At 48.6% G+C, this 23,436-nt stretch carries 17 protein-coding genes; 10 read left to right on the top strand and 7 right to left on the bottom strand.

What is annotated here, in order from left to right; translation table 11 throughout:
* The 4 genes from OP864_RS12565 (at position 1) to OP864_RS12550 (ending at position 5,134) form a co-directional block, all read left to right on the top strand.
* Positions 1–1,530, top strand: a complete 1,530-nt coding sequence (locus OP864_RS12565; RefSeq protein ID WP_270098515.1) for a DUF5691 domain-containing protein — start codon at positions 1–3, stop codon at positions 1,528–1,530.
* A 188-nt stretch (positions 1,531–1,718) separates the two neighbouring features.
* Positions 1,719–2,819, top strand: a complete 1,101-nt coding sequence (locus tag OP864_RS12560) for an ATP-binding protein (RefSeq protein ID WP_270098514.1) — start codon at positions 1,719–1,721, stop codon at positions 2,817–2,819.
* A gap of 45 nt (positions 2,820–2,864) precedes the next feature.
* Complete coding sequence (locus OP864_RS12555; protein WP_270098513.1) at positions 2,865–3,449, top strand: 3'-5' exonuclease; 585 nt, start codon at positions 2,865–2,867, stop codon at positions 3,447–3,449.
* Between the two features lie 212 nt (positions 3,450–3,661).
* A complete protein-coding gene (locus OP864_RS12550; RefSeq protein WP_270098512.1) occupies positions 3,662–5,134 on the top strand; it encodes a hypothetical protein in 1,473 nt (490 codons plus the stop codon).
* A gap of 925 nt (positions 5,135–6,059) precedes the next feature.
* Here the strand turns inward: OP864_RS12550 and OP864_RS12545 are convergent.
* The 5 genes from OP864_RS12545 to OP864_RS12525 form a co-directional block, all read right to left on the bottom strand.
* Positions 6,060–7,010 carry a hypothetical protein gene (locus OP864_RS12545; protein WP_015693458.1) on the bottom strand — a complete coding sequence of 317 codons (951 nt, stop codon included), beginning with the start codon at positions 7,008–7,010 and terminating at the stop codon, positions 6,060–6,062.
* 12 nt (positions 7,011–7,022) lie between these two features.
* Positions 7,023–7,550 carry a hypothetical protein gene (locus OP864_RS12540; RefSeq protein WP_270098511.1) on the bottom strand — a complete coding sequence of 176 codons (528 nt, stop codon included), beginning with the start codon at positions 7,548–7,550 and terminating at the stop codon, positions 7,023–7,025.
* Entirely contained in the window at positions 7,550–8,893 is a 1,344-nt protein-coding gene (locus OP864_RS12535; protein ID WP_270098510.1) for a flavin monoamine oxidase family protein, read from the bottom strand. The genes OP864_RS12540 and OP864_RS12535 overlap by 1 nt, the downstream gene beginning before the upstream one ends.
* Entirely contained in the window at positions 8,894–9,418 is a 525-nt protein-coding gene (gene folB / locus OP864_RS12530) for a dihydroneopterin aldolase (protein WP_270098509.1), read from the bottom strand.
* A 397-nt stretch (positions 9,419–9,815) separates the two neighbouring features.
* Positions 9,816–10,472, bottom strand: a complete 657-nt coding sequence (locus OP864_RS12525; RefSeq protein ID WP_270098508.1) for an NUDIX hydrolase — start codon at positions 10,470–10,472, stop codon at positions 9,816–9,818.
* A gap of 133 nt (positions 10,473–10,605) precedes the next feature.
* On the opposite strand from OP864_RS12525, the gene OP864_RS12520 reads away from it, so the two are divergent.
* From OP864_RS12520 to OP864_RS12495, 6 genes are all read left to right on the top strand, one after another.
* Positions 10,606–11,133, top strand: a complete 528-nt coding sequence (locus OP864_RS12520) for a dihydrofolate reductase (RefSeq protein ID WP_270098507.1) — start codon at positions 10,606–10,608, stop codon at positions 11,131–11,133.
* A 263-nt stretch (positions 11,134–11,396) separates the two neighbouring features.
* Complete coding sequence (locus OP864_RS12515) at positions 11,397–12,425, top strand: ion transporter (RefSeq protein ID WP_270098506.1); 1,029 nt, start codon at positions 11,397–11,399, stop codon at positions 12,423–12,425.
* A gap of 161 nt (positions 12,426–12,586) precedes the next feature.
* Entirely contained in the window at positions 12,587–13,327 is a 741-nt protein-coding gene (locus OP864_RS12510; protein ID WP_041329937.1) for an electron transfer flavoprotein subunit beta/FixA family protein, read from the top strand.
* Between the two features lie 33 nt (positions 13,328–13,360).
* Positions 13,361–14,320 (top strand): electron transfer flavoprotein subunit alpha/FixB family protein, encoded by a 960-nt coding sequence (locus OP864_RS12505; protein WP_270098505.1) that lies wholly within the window; start codon positions 13,361–13,363, stop codon positions 14,318–14,320.
* Positions 14,321–14,711: 391 nt separating this feature from the next.
* A complete protein-coding gene (locus tag OP864_RS12500) occupies positions 14,712–15,281 on the top strand; it encodes a MarC family protein (RefSeq protein ID WP_270098504.1) in 570 nt (189 codons plus the stop codon).
* Between the two features lie 478 nt (positions 15,282–15,759).
* Positions 15,760–21,426: an alpha-2-macroglobulin family protein gene (locus tag OP864_RS12495; RefSeq protein ID WP_270098503.1), complete on the top strand. Its 5,667-nt coding sequence runs from the start codon at positions 15,760–15,762 to the stop codon at positions 21,424–21,426.
* 235 nt (positions 21,427–21,661) lie between these two features.
* Here the strand turns inward: OP864_RS12495 and OP864_RS12490 are convergent, their stop codons facing one another.
* Positions 21,662–22,399 (bottom strand): RluA family pseudouridine synthase, encoded by a 738-nt coding sequence (locus OP864_RS12490; RefSeq protein WP_270098502.1) that lies wholly within the window; start codon positions 22,397–22,399, stop codon positions 21,662–21,664.
* A gap of 297 nt (positions 22,400–22,696) precedes the next feature.
* Positions 22,697–23,245, bottom strand: a complete 549-nt coding sequence (locus OP864_RS12485; protein WP_270098501.1) for a hypothetical protein — start codon at positions 23,243–23,245, stop codon at positions 22,697–22,699.
* Between the last annotated feature and the right edge of the window lie 191 nt (positions 23,246–23,436).

The following is a 23,436-nucleotide window of genomic DNA, read 5'->3' as shown; positions in this document are numbered from 1 at the left end:
ATGCAAAGCTGGAACCTCATCATCAAACAACTTTTATTGGGCAGCGCCCAAGCTGGCCCCTTACCCAAAGAAAGCCAGCTCCAATTGGAACATTGGCAACTGCAGCAGATTGGCCAAGAACAACTAGAGCTCCAATATTTGCAGGCTTTGGCCGCCCAATCGCTCTTTAAGAAAGCAGAGCTGCCCCTGGGCCAACTGCCCGAAGAAGCCCAAAAAACCAAGAAAATCCAGGATGAGCAGCAGGCCGCGCCCCAAAAAGCCAGCTGGATGCTGCAACAAATCCTCAGCCGCAGACAAGAAGAACTCTTGCCCGCCTGGATCGATTTGGCCCATAGTCAAAACTGGCGAGTGGCGCCCGATAATTTAGCCGATATCTTAACCTTTGGCAGCCGCCACAAAGAACTGCGGCCCGCTATTGTTTCTGTTTTGGGACAAACGGGCCGCTATTTGGCCCAATTCAAAAGAAGCTGGTCCTATGCCGCCATCAAAGAATTGCAGGAAGAAGAATTGGCCCAAGCCGACTTTTCTAGCCTGCTCTTTTGGTTGCAGCAAGAGCGCCGCTTGGATCCCAACAATGCCCTAAAAGTGATTCAGCAGTATTGGACGGAATGGAGCAAGAAACAGCGTCTAGAAGTGCTCGAACTGCTGCATATTGAGCTCTCTAAGGCCGATGAAGCCTTTCTGGAGGAGGTCCAAAACGACCGCCGCCAAGAGATCAGGCAAGCCGCTGTAGAGCTTTTACTGCTTTTGCCCAATACCGCCCTCGAAAAGCGAATGCAAACCGCCCTCGAACAACTGATTCAGTATGATGGAGAACTACTAAAGGTAGCCGCTCCCGAAAAACTGACTGCCCAGCTCAAAAAAGATGGCATTCGGGAGCATTACCAAGCCTTTAGCGAAGGGAAAAACAGCAATTGGCTGGCGCAAATGATCGCCTCGGTAGCGCCCAGTTATTGGGCCAAAAACTGGGAACTTTCGCCTATGGCTTGCCTGCAGTTGGCCCTAAACTCTGACTATCGGCAGGCTTTGATTTGGGGCTGGAGCAAGGCCGCCCACCGCCTCAAAGATTTAGATTGGCTGATGGCCTTTCATCAGCTCTTTATGCAAAATGAACCTAAAGGGAAACAAGCCCTTTTCTTTTCCCTAGAATTTCTGTATTATGATTTGCCCAGTTCATTTTTTAATGAATTGGCCATGGCTTACCTTCGGGCCTCGGGCAAAAGAAGCATAGATGATGAAGATCCTATTATGCAGTTGCTTTTGCAAGAGGGCCAAAGCTGGGAGGCCGAATTGGGCCGGCAGGTTTTAGAGGCCATGAAAATCAGTTTGGCCCAGGGCTTTTCCGTTTTTCAGTGGAACCACAAAACCCTGCTCAAACGAGCGGCTTTTGCCCTAGACGAAAGTCTGTTTGAAGACAAAGAACTACTTAATGACTGGCCTCAACTGGATTATTCCTGGCAAAAGGAATTGGACCAATTTAGCGCCCAAATCTCTTTCCGTAAAGAACTGGCCCAACTCAAGGCCCTTTAGGGACTTGCAGCGGACAGGCGGCAAAGCCGCCGCAGGCTGAGGGATGGATAGTGGGGCGGCGCAGCCGCCGACCAAGGCGCCCCGCGCCGCAGGGCCGAGCGAACAGCGAGCCACGACACAGCCCGACCCGAGCAAAGCGAGGGGCAGCCCCAAAAAAATAGCTTGACGATTATCTAATACAATACTATATGGCTAAGCGAAAAAAGGCAGCAGAACAATTGTTGCGCCCTCATGCCGAGGTGCTTTATGCAGAGGAACTCAAGGCCCTCAAAAAAATGGATAGCTACCCCAAACCCCATAATTGGGCGCTTTCGCCTTGGGCGGTGGTGCAGTTTGTTATGGGCGGAAGCTTGGAAGATGGGACCGAAATTGAGCCCAAATATTTTGGCAACCGCCGCTTGATTGAGCTGGCCGTAGCCACCCTAGCCACCGACCGCGCCCTGCTGTTGATGGGGGTGCCCGGTACGGCCAAATCATGGGTCAGCGAGAATATTGCCGCGGCCATTAGCGGCAGCTCGACCTATTTGGTGCAGGGGACCGCTGGCCTTGGCGAAGAGGCCATGCGCTATAGCTGGAACTATGCGCAATTGTTGGCCAAAGGCCCATCTGCAGAGGCTTTGGTGCCCTCTCCCCTGCTGCGGGCGATGCAAGATGGGGCTATTGCCCGACTAGAAGAATTGACCCGTGTGCCCGCCGATGTGCAAGATACCCTCATTACGATGCTGTCGGAGAAATTACTGCCGATTCCCGAACTCAATACCGAAGTTCAGGCCCAAAAAGGCTTTAACCTGATTGCCACGGCCAACGACCGCGACAAGGGCGTCAATGAGCTTTCTTCGGCCCTCAAACGCCGCTTTAATACCGTGATTTTGCCCCTGCCCGCTTCTTTGGAAGAGGAGGTCAAGATTGTCAAAATGCGAGTAGAAAAGCTGGGCGCCGCCCTAGAGATTCCCGCCAAAATGGCACCACTCAAAGAGATTGAGCGCCTAGTGACGATTTTTAGAGAACTGCGTTCGGGCGTGACCCAAGATGGCCGTCAGAAAATCAAGCAGCCCAGCTCTACCCTCAGTACCGCCGAGGCGATTTCGGTGGTCAATAATGGCCAAGCCCTAGCCGCTCATTTTGGCGATGGCGAACTGCGGGCCAGAGATTTGGCCTCTAGCCTGATTGGTGCGGTGGTCAAAGACCCCAGCCAAGACCAAGAAGCTTGGCAAGAATATGTAGAAACGGTGGTCAAAGAGCGAAAAGAATGGGCCGATTTATACCGCGCCTTTAAAGAACTAAGCTAAACTACCTCATTTGGGCCATAAAACGGCCCCAATAAACTCATTAACATGCAATACCCCGTCAAGATCTCTAAAGCAGAGGTCAACGAACTTCCCCTCTGGCATTTTGAGGGCGAAATTATTACCGTAGAAACCGAAGAGCAGCTAGAAGAGGCCCTTTTGGCCCTCAATCAATGCAAGGTTTTGGGCTTCGATACCGAAAGCAAACCCTCTTTTCGCAAGGGAGAATACCATCCCGTTTCGCTCATCCAATTGGCCATGCCCGATAAGGTTTTTCTGATTCGCAACCTCAAGTCTGGCTTTAGCGATGGCCTCAAGGCCCTCTTCGAGAACCCCAAAATTGTAAAAGCTGGCCCTGCTCTCCGAGACGACATCCGCGATTTGCAGCGGCTGCGGCCCTTTAAAGCCAAGGGCTTTAAGGACATTGCCGATATTGCCAAGGCCAACGGCATTCAGCAAATGGGGGCCCGCAATCTTACGGCGATTTTTCTGGGCAAACGGATTTCAAAATCCCAACAGACCTCGAACTGGGAGCGAGAGCCCCTCAGCCAAGCCCAAAACTTTTATGCCGCCACAGATGCCTATTTGGGCCTAAAAATTTATACCTTATTCCAGGAATTGGGCTGGACCTAAAACAAGATGCAGCAGTCTATTTTTCTAGGCTGCTGTTTTTTTGGGGGGCTTGCCCGCCCTGCGGGCGGGCCGGGCTGTGCCGCGGCTCGCAGGTCTGCTCGGCCCTGCAGTTTTTTCGCTGCGCTCAAAAAACTTTGGTCTGCCGCTTCGCGGCACCGCTATCCATCCCTAAGCCGGCGGCTTCGCCGCCTCGGAACGCAAATATTGGAGCCATGTCATACGAACAAAAAGAAGTCAATCTTCGCCTAGAAAAATACTTGCTCAAAAGCAATCAGCAATTTACCCTAGAGGATGCTGCCGCTAGTACGGGTATGCCCATCATTGAGAGCGAATCGGCTATTCGAGAACTAATGCAACGCTACGATTGTAAACTCAAAGTGACCGAAAATGGCGATTTAATCTATGATTTTACGGGCCTGCACCGCCGTACAGAAAAAAGCTTTGGCGAACGCCTAGCAGAATTTGCCGATTGGTTTTGGAAGGGCTTCAAGATCTTTTATCGCATTGTTACGGCGGTGTTTCTGCTCATTTATTTTGTGCTTTTTGTGGTCATCCTAATCGCTTTGATTGTGGGCCTTTTGTCTCAGGGTGGCAACTCAGATAATGATAGCAAATCGGGAGGAGTGGGCAAGCTCTTTTTGGTCCTTTTTCGAGTTTTTATCTCCATTTTTGAGTGGAGCACCATTTTGGGCTATGATTATACCTACCGCAGCCGCGACGACTATGGTTATCCCTATAAACATTATGTAGAGAAGCCAGGCCAATTGGCCAAGTTGCGTAAAAATCGCAAAAGCTCTAAGGAAGAAAAGGGCTTTGTGGCCTCTGTCTACGACTTTATTTTTGGGCCAGTTCGCTATCAGCCCGATCCCTATGCCAACCATAAGGAGGTGGCCAGTTTTCTGAAGGAAAACAAGGGCTTGGTTTCTACTGCAGAGCTACAGGCCTTGGCCGGTTGGCGCAGAGATGAAGCCGAAAACTTTATGACAGAGCTTTTGGGCCGTTATGATGGCCAAGCCAAGATTTCGGAGCGTTCTGCGGTCCTTTATGGCGACTTTAGCCAGCTAAACCGCTCGGCCAACCGCCCCGATGAGGCCCCTATTATCTATTATTGGGATGAATACGAGCCCGAATATGAACTTACGGGCAATAAAACTGGACGAAATTGGGCCATTGTGGGCATGAATAGCTTGAACTTAGTTTTTTCGCTCTTCTTTTTGGCCCAGCCTAACTTTTTTGCCGAATTTGATATTCCCATTGCGAACGGTCCCTTTTTGGCCCAAGTCGTTTTGGGGGCGATTCCCTTTACTTATTCCCTACTCTTCTTTTTGATTCCCGCTTTTCGCTACTTTAGGCTCTTGCCCCTCAAGCGAAAGCAGCGGCAAGAAAATGCCCGCAAACGATTGATGAAAGTCATCTTTCAGCATGTTCGTGTTCCTATTAGTCTAAAGATGCTGACCCAGGTGGCCAACGACCAAGCCCAAACCGAGGAGAAACTCAAGGAGGAGCAGGTAGAAGCCCTGATGCAGGAAGTGATTCATGACTTAGGGGGAGAGTCGAGCTTAAACTCTCAAAACCAACTGGTCTATCGCTTTGATCGCCTGAAGGAAGAGGTAGAGGAAATGAGCCGTTTGCGCCAAGAGCATCGAGGAGATGATCGCCTGGGCAAGATTGTTTTTGAGTCTTAGGGCTTAAAAAGGAAGATAGCAAAAGATGCTCTCTGGGGAGCAGGCCCTTTTGGTCCAAAAAAAAGGAAGCCTAGAGGAAGGTCCGATTAAGGGCGCAAAACTTGAGTTTTGCGCCTTTTTTTGGTCCAAAAATCAGTTGGCTGCTATATTTCGATTCTAAGCGACTATAGTTAAACTGTAGTAGGGGGAGTCCAGAAAAAAAAGATAGGACCTTAGAGATACGCCCGGAGGAGTTTGTAAATTGCAGATTAGCTCTGAACAACTGTATAGAGCTGTTTTGCATTTGCAGATTAACTCTGGGGATTCCCCAGAGCCGTTTTGCATTTGCAGATTGCCTCTGAACAACTGTATAGAGCCGTTCTGCATTTGCAGATTAGCTCTGAACAACTGTATAGAGCTGTTTTGCAGTTGCAAATTAGCTCTGGGGATTCCCCAGAGCCGTTTTGCAGTTGCAGATTGCCTCTGAACGACTGTATAGGGCCGTTTTGCAACTGCAGATGAAGGCTGGCGCAACGCCAGGGTTGTTGCTGAGCTGCAGCTGGACGCTGGACGGTTGTTTTTTTGGGCCTGGAAGTTGGGGGCCTAGGAGATGGGGTTGTTTCTTTGTAAAAACCCCGCCAACAGTACCCCTGAGGGATTCCTTAGGGAATCCCGAGGAGGGGCGGGTGGGCGGGGTCGTGAAAACGAATGAGGAGCGCAGCGACGAATACCGCTTTTCGGCAAAGGCCCGCAGGGCCGCTGAGGGCCCAGCGCTGCGGAGCGGGTGGCCCGAAGGGCCAGACCAAAGGCAGGCAAAGCCTGCCTGCAGGGCCGAGCAGACTTGCGAGCCCCGCAGCATAGCGGCGGCCGCCCCTACTCAAAAGGGCGGCCGCGGGCCCCCAAAAAAAACTCCCCAACAGTAAACTGTTGAGGAGTTCGTGAGGCCTTACTTTTGTAATTCTAGTAAAAGCTTATGCTTATAATCCTTACTCTTCTCGAAATCATCGGGGTTCAGGAGGATATGCTCTGTAAACTTTCGTTTCTTAAAATCGGCAGTCATATTAGAGAGCTGGCTATAATCATTTTTGGAGAGATAAGGCTCCTTATTGGGCCAAACGACAAAACTGGGCTCTGCATATTTGGTAAAAGGATACTTTTGCAACTTCTCGATCGCCTCGGTAATGGCTGGACCAAAATAATAGCCCTCAGGCAAGGCTTTGTCGCCTAGAGCTTGCCGCAGCAGAATCTCCGCCAAAGACTCTTGGCTCTGGATATTGAGGGTCAGGAAAAAGCTATTGACATGCGGTAGCTTTTGGACCTTTTCCGCATTGAAATTTTCTTGCAGATAAGTCATATGCTCCATGGGATCGCCCCCATTAAAATGGACCACAATCGTTTCGGAAAAGCGGAGCATCGTTTTGAGGTAATAGGTTTTTACGCCCTTATGATAAGTATAAGGGACCTCCTCTACTTCTAGGCGCTCCTCCATGAGGTCGGCAGGATGCTCGGCGGTAATAAAATTGCGTGTAATAGTTTTGAAACTGGGGTGCGACATACGCACTTTAAAGGCTGTATTATGTGGCAAATAGATGCCCCATTCATCTCCCTTGGGATCATAATACGCAATATAAGTATTACCTAAATCGGTACCTCGATTTCGGATATCATAGACCGTAAACTCAACCTTCAGCTTAGCACGGGCCTCTTTATAGCCAATTGCTCTTTGGGCCCTATATGCTGGTTTTTCGAGTCTGATAATAAGGTGGGTCATTCCCTCTTCCGACTTATTGGAGAGGATGCGTTCTCTGGGCTTTTTATCTTTGGGCGGCAAGAGGCCTTGGGCAAAGCTAGGCGAAATAAAGAGGGCCAAAAGGCCGATTAAGGCGAGTTTTCTCATAGTGGCTAAGATTTATTGGGCGCTAAAAATGGGCTGTAGTTCTTGCTTAATTTGGTAGAGATACATAATCTGCTGGCTACATTCTGGGCCAAATTCGGGCTGCAATTCGTTCCAGAGCATCAGGCGGTCTATAGCGGTTTGCAGATAGGGCCAAAGGCTGCGGGGCAGCTCGCCTTCAAGGACCAAAGGGGCCAAGCAGGCCGCCAGAAGATAACTATCGGTAGAGAGAATTTCTAGCTCATCGCGAAAGCGGCGATCGGCAATCTGTGCTTCTATTTTCTTTCGATTGAGCAAATGAGGACCATATTGGGCCAAATTCAGCTTTCTCCTTTTGCTCATCCAATCAGTAACAAACTCTAGGGGATCTGCTTGGGGCGCTGTTTCTCGCCAAAGCAGATAAGCTTTTAGGCTTTGGTAGCCCTCCATGGCCCCAAAAGGCGCTAGTTGGTCGCGGCTATCCCAGAAAAAATCGCCTTTAAATAAGGCCAGGGCTTTGGGGTGGGCCAAAGATTTTTGAATTCCTCTATAGGTCGTTTTCATTAAGATACATTTAGGTCCATCAAGATTTGCAGGGCCGCCTCATAACCTGTTTCAAAGGCCCCATGAAGGCTTTGGATATGCCCCTTAGGGTGGCAGGCTTCGCCAGCAAAATACAATTTATAATCGATCGGGGCTTGCAGTTCGGCTCTATCGCCGGGCTGCTCGCTATTGGAGGGATAAGAATAGGCGCCCCAGATATGCTCCTCTTGGCTCCAGTCCTGCCAATAATATTTTTCAAAATGGCTGCTGGCCGCCCCCACATAAAGGCTATCTAATTCGGCTAAAATGGCTCGGCTAGCGAGCTCTTGGCCCATATTTCGTAGAATTTCGGCCTTTTCGCCAAAGGCCCAGGCGCAAAGAATAGCATCCTTGCCCGACTTATAAGCCTGCGTATCAATATAACTGCTAGCCATTTTGGCCCCAATAATATCGCCGCTCCAAAATAGGCGATTAAATTTAAAGAAGATTTTCAGGCCATCGCCCATTTTTAGTCGCTGAATTGCTGCAGTTTTGGCTGTGGGCAAACTGGGCGCAAAGCTAATGCTCTCCTTTTGCAAAACGGGCAGGGGAACGGTTAGTAGGACCTTATCCACCACAATCGTTTGATCTTGGGTAAAGACCTTAATCTGCTCCCCACTATAATCAATATGTTTTACGGCCTGGCCCAACTGCAAATATGGGCGGAGCGGACGGATCAGCGACTCATCAATAAGATCATAGAGCGAGGGCTCTGCCTTAAAGTCCAGATCGCCAGAAGACCATTGTCTATTGATTTTGGCTAGGGCTTCTATCCCCAACTCCTTGGCCGAGCAGCCCCATTCGCCAGCCCAATAGTCCAACAAAGGATAAAGCGCCTGATCAATGCCATTTTGCTCGGCCCAATCCAATAAATTGCCTTTAATGGGCGCTTCTTCATAGCCCAACTCATTGAGTCGCTCGAGCAAAACCTCTGCGCCAGGATAATCCTCTAGGGCCCGCAACTGCTGTTTGTAAGGCACAAACTCCTCCCCTTCATCTTCTACAATTTGGTTTTGGTACTGGCCATCTAACCAGCGAAAAAGCGTAGAGCGCTGCCCATGCAACCATTCTGCGCCTAGTTCTAGCGGCATATCGGCCCAGTTTCGGAGATTGGCCAAGCGGCCAGCGGGACGCTTTTTAGCCTCTAAAATAATGGGCCGCAAGCCCTGCTGCTTAAGCATATAGGCCGCCGTCAGGCCAGCCAAACCAGCCCCAACAATAAGGACCTGTCCCTGAAAATAGGGACCCGTACTCAGCTCCCAAAGGCGGGGACTGAGTGCTTGAAAAACGGGAGCTAAAAAACGATTGGCGGGAGAGCTAGACATCTAATCTTTATTTTTAATCAGGTGGGGTTGAATACAATTTTCGCAAATATTGGGGCCATGATTTCGGATGAGGGTGGCCTTGGTTTCGGGATAAATCAAACCATGTTTTTCCCAACATTCGCCAGCTTCATGCTGCAAAAAGCTTTTGCCACATTTGCCGCATTTGACCACAAAATTTTGCCGCAGCTCAACAAAAGTGCGGCTAACAGGGCCGCCCAAGGGCGGGTCCAACTTAGAAAGGCGCAGCTCAATATCGGCCGCCTTACTCAAAATAGAGCGCAGTCGGTCCATAATCCGCTGGGCCAGATGTTCAATCATTTTAGAGGGCTTGGCCATTTCTACCTTAGCCGCCCGATAAATGGTTTCATAATTCACGGTATCGCCCAATTCATCGGTTTTGCCCACCTTTCCTGTGGCGGTTTCCACATACACATCTAGGCGATAGCGGCCGCCCATTTTGCGTTCCTCCTCATAAAATCCGTGATAGGCATAAAACTCCATGCCCTCAATTCCTATTCTTCCCATAGCGTTAGGCTGCTGTATTTATTTCTGCTGTTGATTCAATTTATTTTTTGGGGCCTCCCGCCTCCCTTCGGTCGTCGGCGGTTACTCCCTTTGGTCGTCGAACTGCGAACTAAAGTTCTTGTTGTCGTTTATTCCCTTTGGTCATCGAACTGGCGCCCCTATAGGGGCTGGTTGTCGCAGCTCGCTGCTGTTTTGGGGCCTCCCGCCTTCGGCGGGCGCTACGTTCCGCAGCTCGCTGTTCGCTCGGCCCTGCGGCGGCAAAGCCGCCTGGGTCTGGCCTAACGGCCACTGCTGCACATCGCTAGGCCATTGGGCGCAGCGTTCTAAAAGTAAGATATTTTTCCATAAAAAAAGGGCTGTCGATGATCGACAGCCCTTTTTTTGGGGGTTAATTTCTTCAGGCGGCTTCTTGGGCCAAGGCCTTGCAAAGGGCCACAAACTCACTGAGCATCATGGCGGTGGCGCCCCAAACTGTTTTTCCGCAAAGGTCAAAATACGGCATATTGGGCAAAATGCGGCCATTATAGGTTTGAATATCCTTAGATTTTCGGTTCGTAGAATCGAGCAATTCGGCTAATGGGATTTCGATAATCTCTTCCACTTCTTCGGCATCGGGAACAAAATTGGGTCGTTCTTCTAAATAGCCCACAAAGGGGTAGACCAAATAATTGCTCACGGGAATATAGAGTGGAGTCATAGGGCCTAAGAGCTCTACAGTTTCGGCCAAAACGCCAAACTCCTCTTCTGTTTCTCGGAGGGCGGCAGCGGCCGGGCCGGCATCAAAGACCTCTAGTCCCCCACCAGGAAAGCTAATTTGCTTGCTATGGGGATAAGGCGAAGCGGGCCGTTGCATTAGCGCCGTATGCCATTCTCCTTTGTGCATATACAGCAAAAGCAAAGTAGCCGCTTCTTTATATTTTTTGGGCAATTTGAAGCGCGACTCTTGGTCTGCTCTTCGGGCGAGGGCTTGGCCCATCATTTCTTTTTGTGCGGCTTGTCCGGGTAATTTTTGAGCGATTTCTGCCTGCAGATGGCGAATAAATTTTGCTTTCATTGTTCTTTTTTTTGGGGACCGCATTTCAACTAGTCCCTAACTCTACTTTTTTTTACTTAACTTAAACTTTTGCCAACTTGTTCCTTGTAACAATAGTTACGAACTTCTTTTATTTTGCTAACAAACATTTGCTATGATTATATCTGCTATTGTGGCTTGCAACCAAAACCGAGCCATTGGCAAGGGCAATAAAATGCCTTGGTATTTGCCGGCTGATTTGCGTTACTTTAAGGCCACCACCCTAGGGCATCCCATCATTATGGGCCGAAAAACCTTTGTTTCTTTGGGGCGGCCCTTGCCCAAGCGGCGTAACATCGTATTGAGCCGACAAAAGAAATACAGTGCAGAAGGCATAGAGGTTTTCCCCTCACTTTGGGAGAGTTTGAAAACCCTAAAAAAGGAAGGCTGCGAAGAAGTATTTATTATTGGCGGGGGGCAAATTTATCGGCAGGCGCTTCCTTTTTGCCATAAACTTTATTTGACAGAAGTAGAAATTGACTTACAGGGGGCCGATACCTTTTTTCCTGAGCTTAAGGCAGAAGACTGGACCCTATTGAGCGAGGAGGCCCATGAGAAGGACCAAAAAAATTTGTATAATTATACCTTTAAGGTCTTAGAGCAGAACAACAGAAGAAGCTTGCTCAAGGGCTTGGCCGAATAGTGGGATCCAGAAGGCGCGCAGCGCCTGGCTGAGGGATGGAAAGGGGGGGCCAAAGGCCAGACCGAACAAAACGAGCGCTAGCGAAGTTTTGTGAAGGGCCGAGCAGACCTGCGAGCCCCTGCACAGCCCGACCCGACCAATCATTCATGAGGGTTTTAACCCTCATTTTGTATAAGCTCGCAAAGCGATGCCGCTTTGCGCTGGGTTTCAACCCTGCGGAAGGGGCAGCCCCAAATCATAAAAAAGAAGCAGTAGAAAAGAATATGAGTACAGCAGAGCAGCGAGAACAAATAGCCCATCGGCAGGCGATATTACTGGACCTATTGATGTTAATTTTGGTCGTTTTGGACTTGAGTTGGATTGCCTTTGATCAAATTTTTGGCGTCAAACTCATTCGGGAACAACTCTTTGATGCCTTTTTGCCTAAATTTAGCAGTTGGTACTTTGAGGAAGTGCATCAGAGTTTTTTGCTTTATGAGTCGACGATATTCGGGACCTTTTTTATTGTAGAAATTAGTTTGCGTTGGTTGTGGGCCATTTGGAAAAAGCGTTATGCCAAGTGGTTTTTCTACCCCATTGTGCATTGGTATGATGTCTTGGGTTGTATTCCCTTGAGTTCTTTTCGGGTTTTGCGTTTTTTGCGGGTCATTGCATTATTGTATAGTTTGCACAAATGGAAATTCATCAATTTGTACAACTACAGCCTATTTCGTTTAGTCATTCATTACTACAACATTGCGGTAGAAGAAATTTCTGATCGGGTGGCGATTTCTTTATTGGAAGAGGCCAAAATTGAGATTCGGCGGGGGACGCCCTTGTCCAAAGCCTTGGCCCAGGATGTATTTCGGCCCAAGCATGCGGAGCTAACGGATTGGGCGGCTGGGCATATTCAGGCGGGTTTACAACTGCATTATCATCGGCATCGCTATGAAATACAGGCCTATTTAAAAGATATTATTGAGGAAATCACGCATGGGAACAAAGAGCTCAAGCGGCTGCAGAAGATTCCCGTTTTGGGCAAATCTATACAGCAGGATGTAGAGCAGGCCGTCTCGAGCATTACCTTTGGAGTGATTGACCGCTTGACCACCGACCTAGCCAACAAAGAGCATTTGGTGGTTTTGGAAACTACCGTGGCCGCTGTTTTGGAGGTTATTTTTCAGATGAGCGAGCACAGCAAAGGCGAAAAAGATAATTTGGCCAATGATTTAGTCATTGAAAGTGTAGACCTCATCATCAACCGCATACGCAAAAAGCGTTGGCAAGAGGTAGAAGCAAGCTGGAAGGCCTGAATTTACTATAGTTTGGCCCATAGTTCAGTGAACAAAAAAAGTAGTTTAGCATTATAATTTTCAGCTTCAACTCTCTATATTTGGCGAAGCTCGAAAAAGCAAAAAAAAATTTGGCCAGCCCGCTGGCCAACAATTATCATATAATTTCAATTCTAACGTCTATGAAGTTATTAGTGTGTGTTAGCCAGACACCTGATACCACTGCCAAGATTAAATTTACGGCAGATAACAGCCAATTTGACAAAAATGGTGTACAGTTTATTATGAACCCCTACGATGAGTGGTATGCTCTAGTGCGCGCCCTCGAGCTCAAGGAGCAAGTAGGTGGAACCGTTACCCTTTTGCATGTTGGTCCCAAAGAAAATGAAGCGGTGATCCGCAAAGGACTTGCTATTGGTGCCGATAATGCCGTACGCATTGATGCCGAAGCCAAGTCTTCGCTTTTTGTTGCTAAACAAATTGCAGAATACGCCAAAGCAGAAGGTTTTGACCTTCTTTTCTTTGGTAAAGAAACCATCGACTACAACGGTTCTGAAGTACCCGCAATGGTTTCTGAATACCTCGACCTTCCCTTCGTATCTTATGGTATCGAAATGAGCGTAGAAGGAACTACCGCTACTGTTCAGCGCGATATTGAAGGCGGTAAAGAAGTACTTACTGTAGATACTCCATTTGTATTGAGCTGCGCCAAAGGAATGGCCGAACAACGCATCCCCAACATGCGCGGTATCATGATGGCCAAGCGTAAGCCCATCAAAGTGGTTCCCGCTGTAGAAGCTGCTGTAGGTGCCGAATTGGTGAGCTATGCCTACCCGCCCGAAAAAGGCGATGTTAAACTTATTGATGCAGACAATATGGACGAACTCGTTCAACTTTTGCACAATGAGGCCAAAGTCATCTAATTTTTCCTTGACCAAAAATTATCTCAATATATTATGGCTGTATTAGTATTTGCCGAAAGCCTAACAGGCAGTATCAAGAAAATTGCCCAAGAGGCCGTAGCCTACGGTTATCAGGCTGCCCAAGCTATGGGTACAGAATGTATCGCCCTTACAATTGGCCAAGCCGATGGCGCTGGCGATTTGGGCCTTTATGGCGCTGCTAAAGTTTACAATGTAGACGCTAGCAACGATTTTGACGCTCAGGTTTATGCCAGCATTTTGGGCCAAGCGGCCGATAAATTTGGCGCTGACCTTATCGTTTTTGCTCACTCTTCTTCTGGAAAGTCTTTGGCCGGCCGCCTAGCTGCTCGCTTCGATGCCGCTTTGGTGACTGCCGCTACTAGCGTTCCTACTGTGGCCGATGGCGGTTTGCATATCAGCAAAGGGGTATTCTCTGGTAAAGCTTTTGCCACTTATGCCCTCAAAACAGACAAAAAAGTAGTGACTATCGCCGGAAATACCTTCCGCCCCACTGAGGTAGGCGCTGCTGTTGCTGTTGAATCAGTAAGCCTAGATGCCGCTACTGGCCGCATTACAGTAAAAGAATTAAACACCGTTACTGGTGCCGTTCCTTTGCCCGAAGCCGAATTGGTGGTTTCTGCTGGCCGCGGTATGAAAGGTCCCGAAAACTGGGGAATCATCGAGGAACTAGCGGGTACACTTGGTGCCGCTACCGCTTGCTCTCGCCCAGTGGCCGATGTACACTGGCGCCCTCACCATGAGCATGTAGGCCAAACTGGGGTGGCTATCCGTCCCACGCTTTACATTGCCATCGGTATTTCTGGAGCAATTCAGCACTTGGCTGGGGTGAACCAATCTAAGGTAATCGTTGTGATCAACAAAGATCCAGAAGCACCTTTCTTCAAAGCTGCTGATTATGGCGTTGTTGGCGACCTCTTCGATGTGGTGCCCAAACTCAATGCCGCTCTCGCTAAATTTAAGGCCAATAACTAAGCCTTTACTTTAGCCAATAAAAAAATCCCTAGTTGCTATGCAACTAGGGATTTTTTTTGCCCCTGATCAGGTTAGGGCAAAAAAAGAGCGGGCGACCTCCTCAGGCCTCCCGCTTCTGCCAAAATACATTAACCTAACTAACTATTATGAACCTGTAATAGTTACAGTACAAACTTACAAATATAAAAATTGACAGACAAATAAAAAAGTGTTTTTTTATTTTTGTTTAACAGAGCTGCCGCAAATTGCCTTCTCTTAGCCTTAATTTAAGACTTACTTTAGTTTATCATAACGTAGATGACTGGCAGAAAATCAGGGACTTTTATAGCTTTGCGCTCATTTTTTACTATCTATTGAGTAAGCATAAAAAATAGCTCTAAAACAATTGTTTATGAATTTCAAGGATGCCTTTACGGCTAGTATGATTTTATTTGCGGTAATTGATATTATTGGTAGTATCCCGATCATTTTGGACCTGCGCAAAAAGGTGGGCCATATTCAATCCGAAAAGGCGAGTTTGGTGGCAGGAATTATCATGATTGCCTTTTTATTTGTGGGAGAAGAAATTCTCAATCTCATTGGTATTGATGTCAGTTCTTTTGCGGTGGCGGGTGCTTTTGTGATCTTTTTCTTGGCCATCGAGATGGTGCTGGGCATACAAATTTATAAGGAAGATGCCCCCGAAACGGCCTCAATTGTGCCCATTGCCTTTCCCCTGATTGCGGGGGCCGGGACCATGACCTCTCTGCTTTCTTTGCGGGCAGAGTACGCCCTACCCAATATTATTATTGCCATTATCGTTAATCTGATTGTGGTCTATGCGGTCCTCAAACTCTCTGGCCGCATCGAAAAATTGCTGGGCCAATCGGGCCTGAACGTGATTCGAAAGGTCTTTGGCGTCATTCTTTTAGCCATTTCCATCAAACTATTTGCCTCTAATGTGGGTGGTTTGATTAACTAGTTGGATTTGGGGCCCGCGGCCGCCCTTTTCAGCGGGGCGGCCGCCGCTATGCTGCGGGGCTCGCTATTCGCTCGGCCCTTCGCCAGCTTCGCTGGCTTGGTCTGGCCTTCGGCCACCCGCTCCGCAGCGCTGGGCCATTTGGCCCTTGGGGCCAAGGCGGCTGCGCCGCCTATTCTGGCCCGCCTGGGCCTTTTTTCTTCGCTTCGGGGCAGATAAAAGGACGTTCTGTTTAGATTCTAAAGGAATCGCTTTATCTTAATTAACTAAGGCCCTGGCCAAAAAGGCGGCAAAGCCGCCGCCTAGGCGCGCAGCGCCTGGCTGAGGGATGGAAAGTGGTGCGGCGAAGCCGCAGACCAAGCAAAAAACTTGTTTTTTTGCGAAGGGCCGAGCAGACCTGCGAGCCACGACACAGCCCGACCCGCCCAAAGGGCGGGGCAGCCCCAAAACAAAACTTTCTTAACCTCTATTATACTTACCCATGCGTCAACTTATCTCCCCTTTATTTTGGAGCAGTCTACTGCTCTCGGGATTTTTACTGTTTGGCCTTTCTGCTTGTAGCAAAAAAAACAAGCCGCCCACAGAAGAAGAGCTGTTTCAAGCAGCCGATGAATCCTACAAAAACTATATTTCGGCCTATACCGCCGGCCTGATTTCTGCAGCCGACCCCATCCGCATTCGCTTTTCTTCCGATTTGGCCAGCAAGGCCCAAATTGGCCAAGCCGCCAATGCCGATCTGCTGAGCTTTGAGCCCGCCCTAAAAGGAAAACTTTTTTGGGAAGACGCCGCTACGCTACGCTTTGAGCCCGCAGAAAACCTACCCCAAAAGCAAAGCTTTCGGGGTGTTTTAGACCTCAAAAAGCTGTTTAAAAAGCTACCCGAGGGCCTAGAAAACTTTAAATTCGCCTTTAAGGCCCTGCCCCAAGATTTTGAAATTAGCAGCCAACGGATTTTTATTCCAGATGCCAATCAGGCCGATCAACTAGAGCTAGAAGGCGCCCTTTATACCGCCGATGTGGCTAGCCCCGAACTGGTGCAGCAACTCTTGCAGCTAGATTATCCGGGCCAAGAAAACCTAGAGCTGGTCTGGAAACATTTGGCCGACCAAAGAACCCATCAGTTTACTGTCAAAAATATTCAGCTCAAAAAAGGCGGCGAAGATGGCCAACTCTTTTTGCGCTGGGACGGACAAGCTTTGGGCCTAGATAAAAAGGGCGTAGATACCATCAGTATGCCTTCTGAGCTGTTTACTGTGGCCCAAGTCAAGGTATTGAATGATGAATCAGGCTATCCCTACTTTTCTATTCAGTTTTCTCAGCCCTTGGCGCAATACACTACACCAACACTTAATAATAATGCTATTCTGCCAAATAACAGTTTGCGAGAACTAGATTATATCAGCATTTTTCAGTCGGACTATGAGGTGAGCCGTCGTTTTGACATTTTTGTTGAAAAGAACGAGCTCAAATGTATTCCTAGAAATAAAAATACGACGGGCGACTTTAAGTTGGTCCTCAATGAGGGAATTCGCTCTTTTTCTGGAGATAAGCTCAAGGGAGAAGCAGAATTTAGCCTAGCGCTCCGCTCTGCACAGCCTGCTGTTCGTTTATTGGGCCGAGGAAGCATTTTGCCCAACAACAAAGGGCTATTTTTCCCCTTTGAGGCCATCAACCTCAAGGCGGTAGATGTGCAGGTCATTAAGGTTTATGAAAATAATGTATTGCAATTTTTGCAAAACAATGACCTCAATGATGAATACCTCAATTATATGGGCAGAGTGGTGGCCCAAAAAAGAGTCTCTTTGCAAGAGCTAGCCCCCAATGCCAACCCCAATGAATGGACCCGCTACGCCTTGGCCCTAGACGAACTCATTAAGCAAGAGCCAGGCGCTATTTATCAGGTGGCTATTGCCTTTAGAAAAGAATACCAAGCCTTTGGTTGTGGCGCTTCGGCCTCTTTGGGCCTAGAAAGCACCCAAGCACTTTATGAGGAAGATGAAGAAAGCCAAGAGCTCATTAGCTTTTTTGAACGGCCCGAATTCTATAGCTACAACTATAGCCGCCGAAATGACCCTTGTACAGACGACTATTATAATTATAGCCGCTTTGTTCGCCGCAACCTCTTGGCCTCCGATATTGGAATGATTGCCAAAAGAGGACCGAATAAAGAAGTGCTTGTTGCCCTAACCGATCTAAGAACTACCGAGCCGATTGGCCGAGCTACCGTTAAAATCTATGACCGTTTTCAGCAACTGATGGCCGAACTACAAACAGATAGTGATGGCTTTGCCAAAACGACCACCAAATATGAACCTAGCTTGGTCGTTGCCGAATACAATAAGCAAAAAGGCTATTTGCGCATGCCTAAAGGCGGCAACCTTTCGCTAAGCCGCTTTGAAGTAGGCGGTAGCCGCAGCCAAACCGTTAAGGGCCTAAAAGGAAGCTTGTATGGAGAAAGAGGCGTTTGGCGCCCCGGTGATTCTTTGTTCTTAACCGTAGTTTTGGAAAGCAAAGAAGAGCCCCTGCCCATGCAATATCCCCTAAAACTGCAATTGCGCAACCCTCGCGGACAAATTGTTTATAGCCGCACAGAAGGGCAACACCTCAATGGCGTCTATAGCTTTAAGATAAAGACCGAAGACAATGCCCCCACCGGAAACTGGTCGGCGGAAGTAGCCGCTGGTGGACTCAACTTTAGCAAAAGAATCATGATTGAAACGGTAAAACCCAACCGTCTCAAAATTGACTTGGACCTTGGAAAAGAGGAACTCATGGCTGAAGACCGAGAACTTAAGGCCGACCTCAAAGTGAAATGGCTACATGGCGCCCCTGCGGCCAAAATCCGTAGCCGAGTACAAATGAGCCTAGAGCCCATGCCTACTGATTTTGAGCAATATCCCGACTTTGTTTTTGATGATCCTACTCGCCTTAACTATAGCCGCAGCCCTTTTACTATCTTTGATGCCAGCCTAAACGAACAGGGCTTTGCCCAACTTCAGGGCGAAATCAAAATGGAGGCCCTACCTGCGGGTAAACTCCGCGCAGGCTTTAATGTACGCGCCTTTGAATCTGGTGGAGACTTTAGCGTCGATAATTTCTCTATGCCTTTTTCTCCCTTTACGGCCTATGTCGGTATTGAGATCCCCAGAGATGCTGGGGGACGTAAAACGCTCAAGGTAAAAGATGGCAATAAAATCAACTTAGTGGTGCTGGACCAAAATGGGCAGCCCCTAGCCAACCGAAAGGTCAAAGTTGGACTCTATCGCCTAGACTGGCGCTGGTGGTGGGACAATGGCTATGAAAACCTTTCTCGTTTTAGCAGTAGCTACCACAAAGGGGCTATTTCTACCATAGAATTGACCACAGATGCCCAGGGTAAAGCCCTCTATCAAGTTACACCCGAAGAATGGGGCCGCTATATGGTCCGAATTACCGAAGAAAGCAGCGGACACTGTACTGGAGACTTCTTCTATGCCGGTTCGCCTTGGGATGATAGCGATTTTGGTAATCGTTCTGCCGCTAGTATGCTTGCTTTTTCTGCAGACAAGGAGGTCTATGCCCCTGGCGAAGAGGTGGTCCTTCAATTGCCCGCTGGCAAAACGGGCCGTGCCCTTTTGAGCTTAGAAAATGGCAAAAAGATTTTGGAACATCGCTGGATTAAGATTCAGGATAACCCCAAGGGCATCCAAGAGATTCGCTTTAAGGTGAATGGCCAAATGAGCCCCACCATTTATGCGCACATTAGCTTGGTCCAACCTCATCAGAATAGCCTCAACGACCTGCTTATCCGCAGCTATGGGGTCATTCCAATCCGTGTAGAAGATCCCGCCACTCGCCTAGAGCCCAAACTAGAAATGCCTAGTAAATTACAGCCCAATAGTACCGTTAGCATTAAGGTCCAAGAGGCCAAAGGCCGCCCAATGACCTACACTATTGCCATGGTAGATGAGGGCTTACTCGACCTCACTCGCTTCAAAACGCCTGATCTTTGGCCCGAATTCTATAAAAAGGAAGCCCTAGGCGTAAAAACATGGGACCTCTATGAGCAAGTTTTGGGTGCCTTTGGCCAACAACTAGATCGAATCATTACTATTGGTGGGGGTAGCGGCATTGACCCCGCCCAAGCCAAGAAAGCCAACCGCTTTAAACCTATGGTTCGCTATTTAGGCCCTTTTGAGCTAAAAGCTGGAGCCAAAGCCGAACATCAAGTGAAAATTCCGAACTACATCGGTTCGGTTCGGACTATGTTGGTGGCGGCCCAAGATGCTGCTTATGGACAGGCGGAAAAAACAACTCCTGTACGTAAGGACCTTATGACTTTGGCCTCCTTACCTAGAGTGCTATCGCCCAAGGAACGCTTGGCCCTTCCCGTTACCGTTTTTGCTATGGAAAAAGGCATTAAGGATGTAGAGGTTCGTCTAGAGACCAATGAATTACTACAGATTAAAGGAGAGAAAAGCAAAAAACTCCGCTTTGATCAAGTTGGAGAGCAAATGCTATCCTTTGATATTGAGGCCGCAGAAGGTTTGGGCGTAGCCAAAATTAAGGTAGTGGCCCAAGCTGCTGGTAAAACAGCTAGCTATGAGCTAGAGGTCCAAGTACGCAACCCCAACCCACGGATTAGCAAAACCTATGCGGCCGTCTTGCAGCCCGGCGAAAACTGGGAAGAGTCACTGGCCCGCATTGGAATGCCTGGCACCAACCGCGCTAGCCTAGAGCTTTCTCGTATTCCCGCCCTCAATCTGCAAAAGCGATTGCACTACCTCAAACGCTACCCCTATGGCTGCGTTGAGCAAACTGTTTCTGCTGTTTTTGCGCAATTGTATTTGGGCTCGCTCATGCCATTAAGCAAAAAAGAATCGGCCGAAGTCGAGCAAAATGTAAAAGCGGCCATTAAGCGTTTGGCCCGCTTCCAAACTGCCACGGGTGGTTTTGCCTACTGGCCTGGTGGAAACGAAGCCTCTGAATGGGGCAGTAGTTATGCTGGACACTTTTTGTTGGCAGCCAAAAAAGAGGGCTATTTGGTTCCTCAAGCCATGCTCGACAACTGGAGCAATTACCAAAAGAGTATGTCTCGCATTTGGAGAATGCCCAGAGGCGAACAGCTCAACCAACAGGCTAACGCCCCTTTGATGCAAGCTTATCGTCTGTATACCTTGGCCCTAGCCGGTAAATCGGAGTTGGCGGCCATGAACTTGCTTCGCAATCAGCCTTTGCTCCCTAGCAATGCCAAATGGCGCTTGGCCGCAGCCTACGCCCTGACGGGCAATAGCCAATTGGCCAAAAACATGAGCAAAAACCTGCCAAAAGAAGTCGGTAGCTACCGAGAAATGAGCTACACCTACGGCTCTGACCTTCGAGATGAGGCCATGATTCTAGAAACGCTCAACCGTTTGGGACAAAAAACCGAGGCCGCCAAAGTCTTGCAGCAATTGGCCCAAAAACTCAGCTCAGATCGCTGGTACTCTACGCAGTCTACCGCCTACGCCCTTTTGGCCGCAGCCGATTTTGTCAAACAACAAAAAGGAGGTGCTCAGGCCAAAAATAGCTATAGCTTTAGCTTTGCCCAGCTCAACGAAAGTGCGAGCTTGGAAGAAGCCCCCATTTTTGAAACGGACTTGCCCGTTGGTAGCCAAGCCGAAGCCCTCAAGGTGAAAAATACTGGAGGAGGGCCGCTTTTTGTTCAGGTTTTGCTAGAGGGACAAGCCCTGCAAGATGAAACTGAAGAAATTAGCAATGACCTTAAATTGACGGTAAACTACCAAGATTTGGAGGGCAAAAAGCTCGATATTAAACAAATTAAGCAAGGGACCGACTTTATTGCGATTGTAGAGGTGGCCAACCCTGGCCAAAGAGGCCGCTATGAAGAACTGGCCCTAGAGCAGGTTTTTCCCGCCGGTTGGGAGATTTTGTCTAACCGCATGAATGCCGCTTTGGGCGCAGGCAATAGCCGAGCCGATTATCAGGATATTCGCGATGATCGGGTGTATAGCTTCTTTGATTTGGGCGCAGGCCAAAAAATGACCTTCAAAATTTACTTGAATGCTGCCTATAAGGGCCGCTTTTACCTGCCTCATCAGTCTTGTGAGGCCATGTATGACCATAGCATTTTTGCCAATAAAGCTGGCGGTTGGGTAGAGGTAAACTAGGCCCTCTCCCCTATTCAAAAAGCGCTAATCGTCTTAAAGATGATTAGCGCTTTTTTGTTTTATTTTTTTCTGTTGGGGCCTCCGCTGCGGCTTCGCCTTGCGGCGCTATGTTGCGCAGCTCGCAGGCTTGCTCGGCCCTGCGGCAGCAAAGCTGCCTGGGTCTGGCCTTCGGCCACTGCTCCACAGCGCTAGGCCAACAAAAACTGCGGCTTTGCCGCAGTCGAGCAAAGCGCCTTTAGGCCTTGGCCCATTTTCTCAATTGGCTGAGGGTAGCCCGCATATCTTTGGGGGGTTCTGCCTGAAAGCTCAAGCTTTCGCCAGAGCTAGGATCTGCAATTTGCAATTGGTAGGCATGCAGGGGCACTCTTTTTAGCAGGGGGCGTTCTTCGGCATATTTGGCCGATCGATATTTTCGGCCCTTAATTTCGGAGAGGAAAAACTGATCTTGGCCTCCGTAGCTAGGGTCTACCACTAAAGAGTGGCCCAAATGTTTGAGATGCAAGCGAATTTGGTGTGTGCGGCCGGTCAAGATATCGCAAGCGAGTAAGCTATGTTGTTTAAAGGTCTCTAGGGTCGAGTAATCGGTAATAGAGGGTTTGCCTTTTCGGGCGACGGCCATACGGCCAGCAATAGTAGGATGTTTGGCAATAGGGGCATCGATGCGGCCCTCTTCTGGATAGGGTTGGCCAAGGACCAGTGCCCAATAGGTCTTTTTGGTTTTCCGCTCTTCAAACTGAAGGCTTAAGTTTTTGTGTGCTTCGGCTGTTCGTGCAAAGCAGATAATGCCAGAAGTATCTTTATCTAGGCGGTGGACGATATAGATTTCGCCAAAATCAGCTTTTAGCATATGATAGAGATTGGGGACTTCATCGGGGCGAAAGCGGTCCGGAATGCTGAGCAGGCCAGCGGCCTTATTCACGATAATAAAATCCTTAGTTTCTGCGATGAGCTGATAATTTGCTTTTTTTGCCATTTTATTTTAGCGTTCTGATGTGATGCGAAGGAATTTGGTCCTTTTTGTTGCGGCCGCAGGCCGCATTTTGGCGCCTGCAAGGCGTTTTTTTTGGCCTAGCGCTGTGGAGCAGTGGCCCGAAGGGCCAGACCAAGCAAAAAAAGCTTCGCTTTTTTTGCGCAGGGCCGAGCAGACCTGCGAGCTGCGCAACATAGCGCCGCAGCTTGCTGCGGAGGCCCCAAAGATCCAAAAAAAAAGCAGCTTCCGTAAATAATAATTACGAAAGCTACCTTTGCGCCTTTAGAAAGCGGCCAGATATTAGAGTTGTGGCAGTTCGATCAGGGCGGGGCTATTGGCATGGGTAAGTTCTAGGGCTTCGGCCTCTAGGTTTTTCTCTTTGATGCGGAAGCTCCCTTGGCTACCGTCGGGTCGGACCTTTAGTTGGCCCTTGATGATATAGGGGTGGCTCACCCATTGATCTCGCCAAGAAATTTTGAGATCCATGACCAGTTGGCTAGCGTCTAGATCCGCCTTGAGCACCTCTAGTCCTGGCGACTGAAAAGGCTCTGGATAAACCGCATTGATGGCATACCAAACAGAAGCCTTGGCCAGCTCTTCGGGCTTATTACTTTTTCTTTTGTAGGGGCGGTTGAGCTGGGCCATTTTTAGGGGGCCCGCCTTGGGGCGAGTTTGCTCGGTGAGGGTACTAATTTCTTGACCATTTAGGTCTTCATCCTCAAAAAATCCGTCGGAAATATAGACGGTTTCTTTAGGGAGGTTGAGCAAATCCATATCGTTACCAGAGCTACAGGAGTAGGTTAAAAGGCAACTGAACAAGAAGAGCAGATAAGAACTTTTATACTTCATACTGTCCATTTTTAAGTTAGCAAAACAGATCCTGAATGAGGGGACATTGAGGATTTTCTGATCGTTAGGTTAGTTTTAAGTCGTTGGTTGTCACAAAATAGTGAATAAATTATATTTTCACAGGCTTTTGAGCCGTCAAAATCATCACAATCTCTTTATTATCAGGAATAAATCCAAATATCAACTTGTTA

Origin of the sequence: Saprospira grandis (assembly GCF_027594745.1) — a bacterium.
In the GTDB taxonomy this organism is placed as follows: Bacteria; Bacteroidota; Bacteroidia; order Chitinophagales; family Saprospiraceae; genus Saprospira; species Saprospira grandis.
This window is presented reverse-complemented; position numbering and strand designations above follow the sequence as displayed.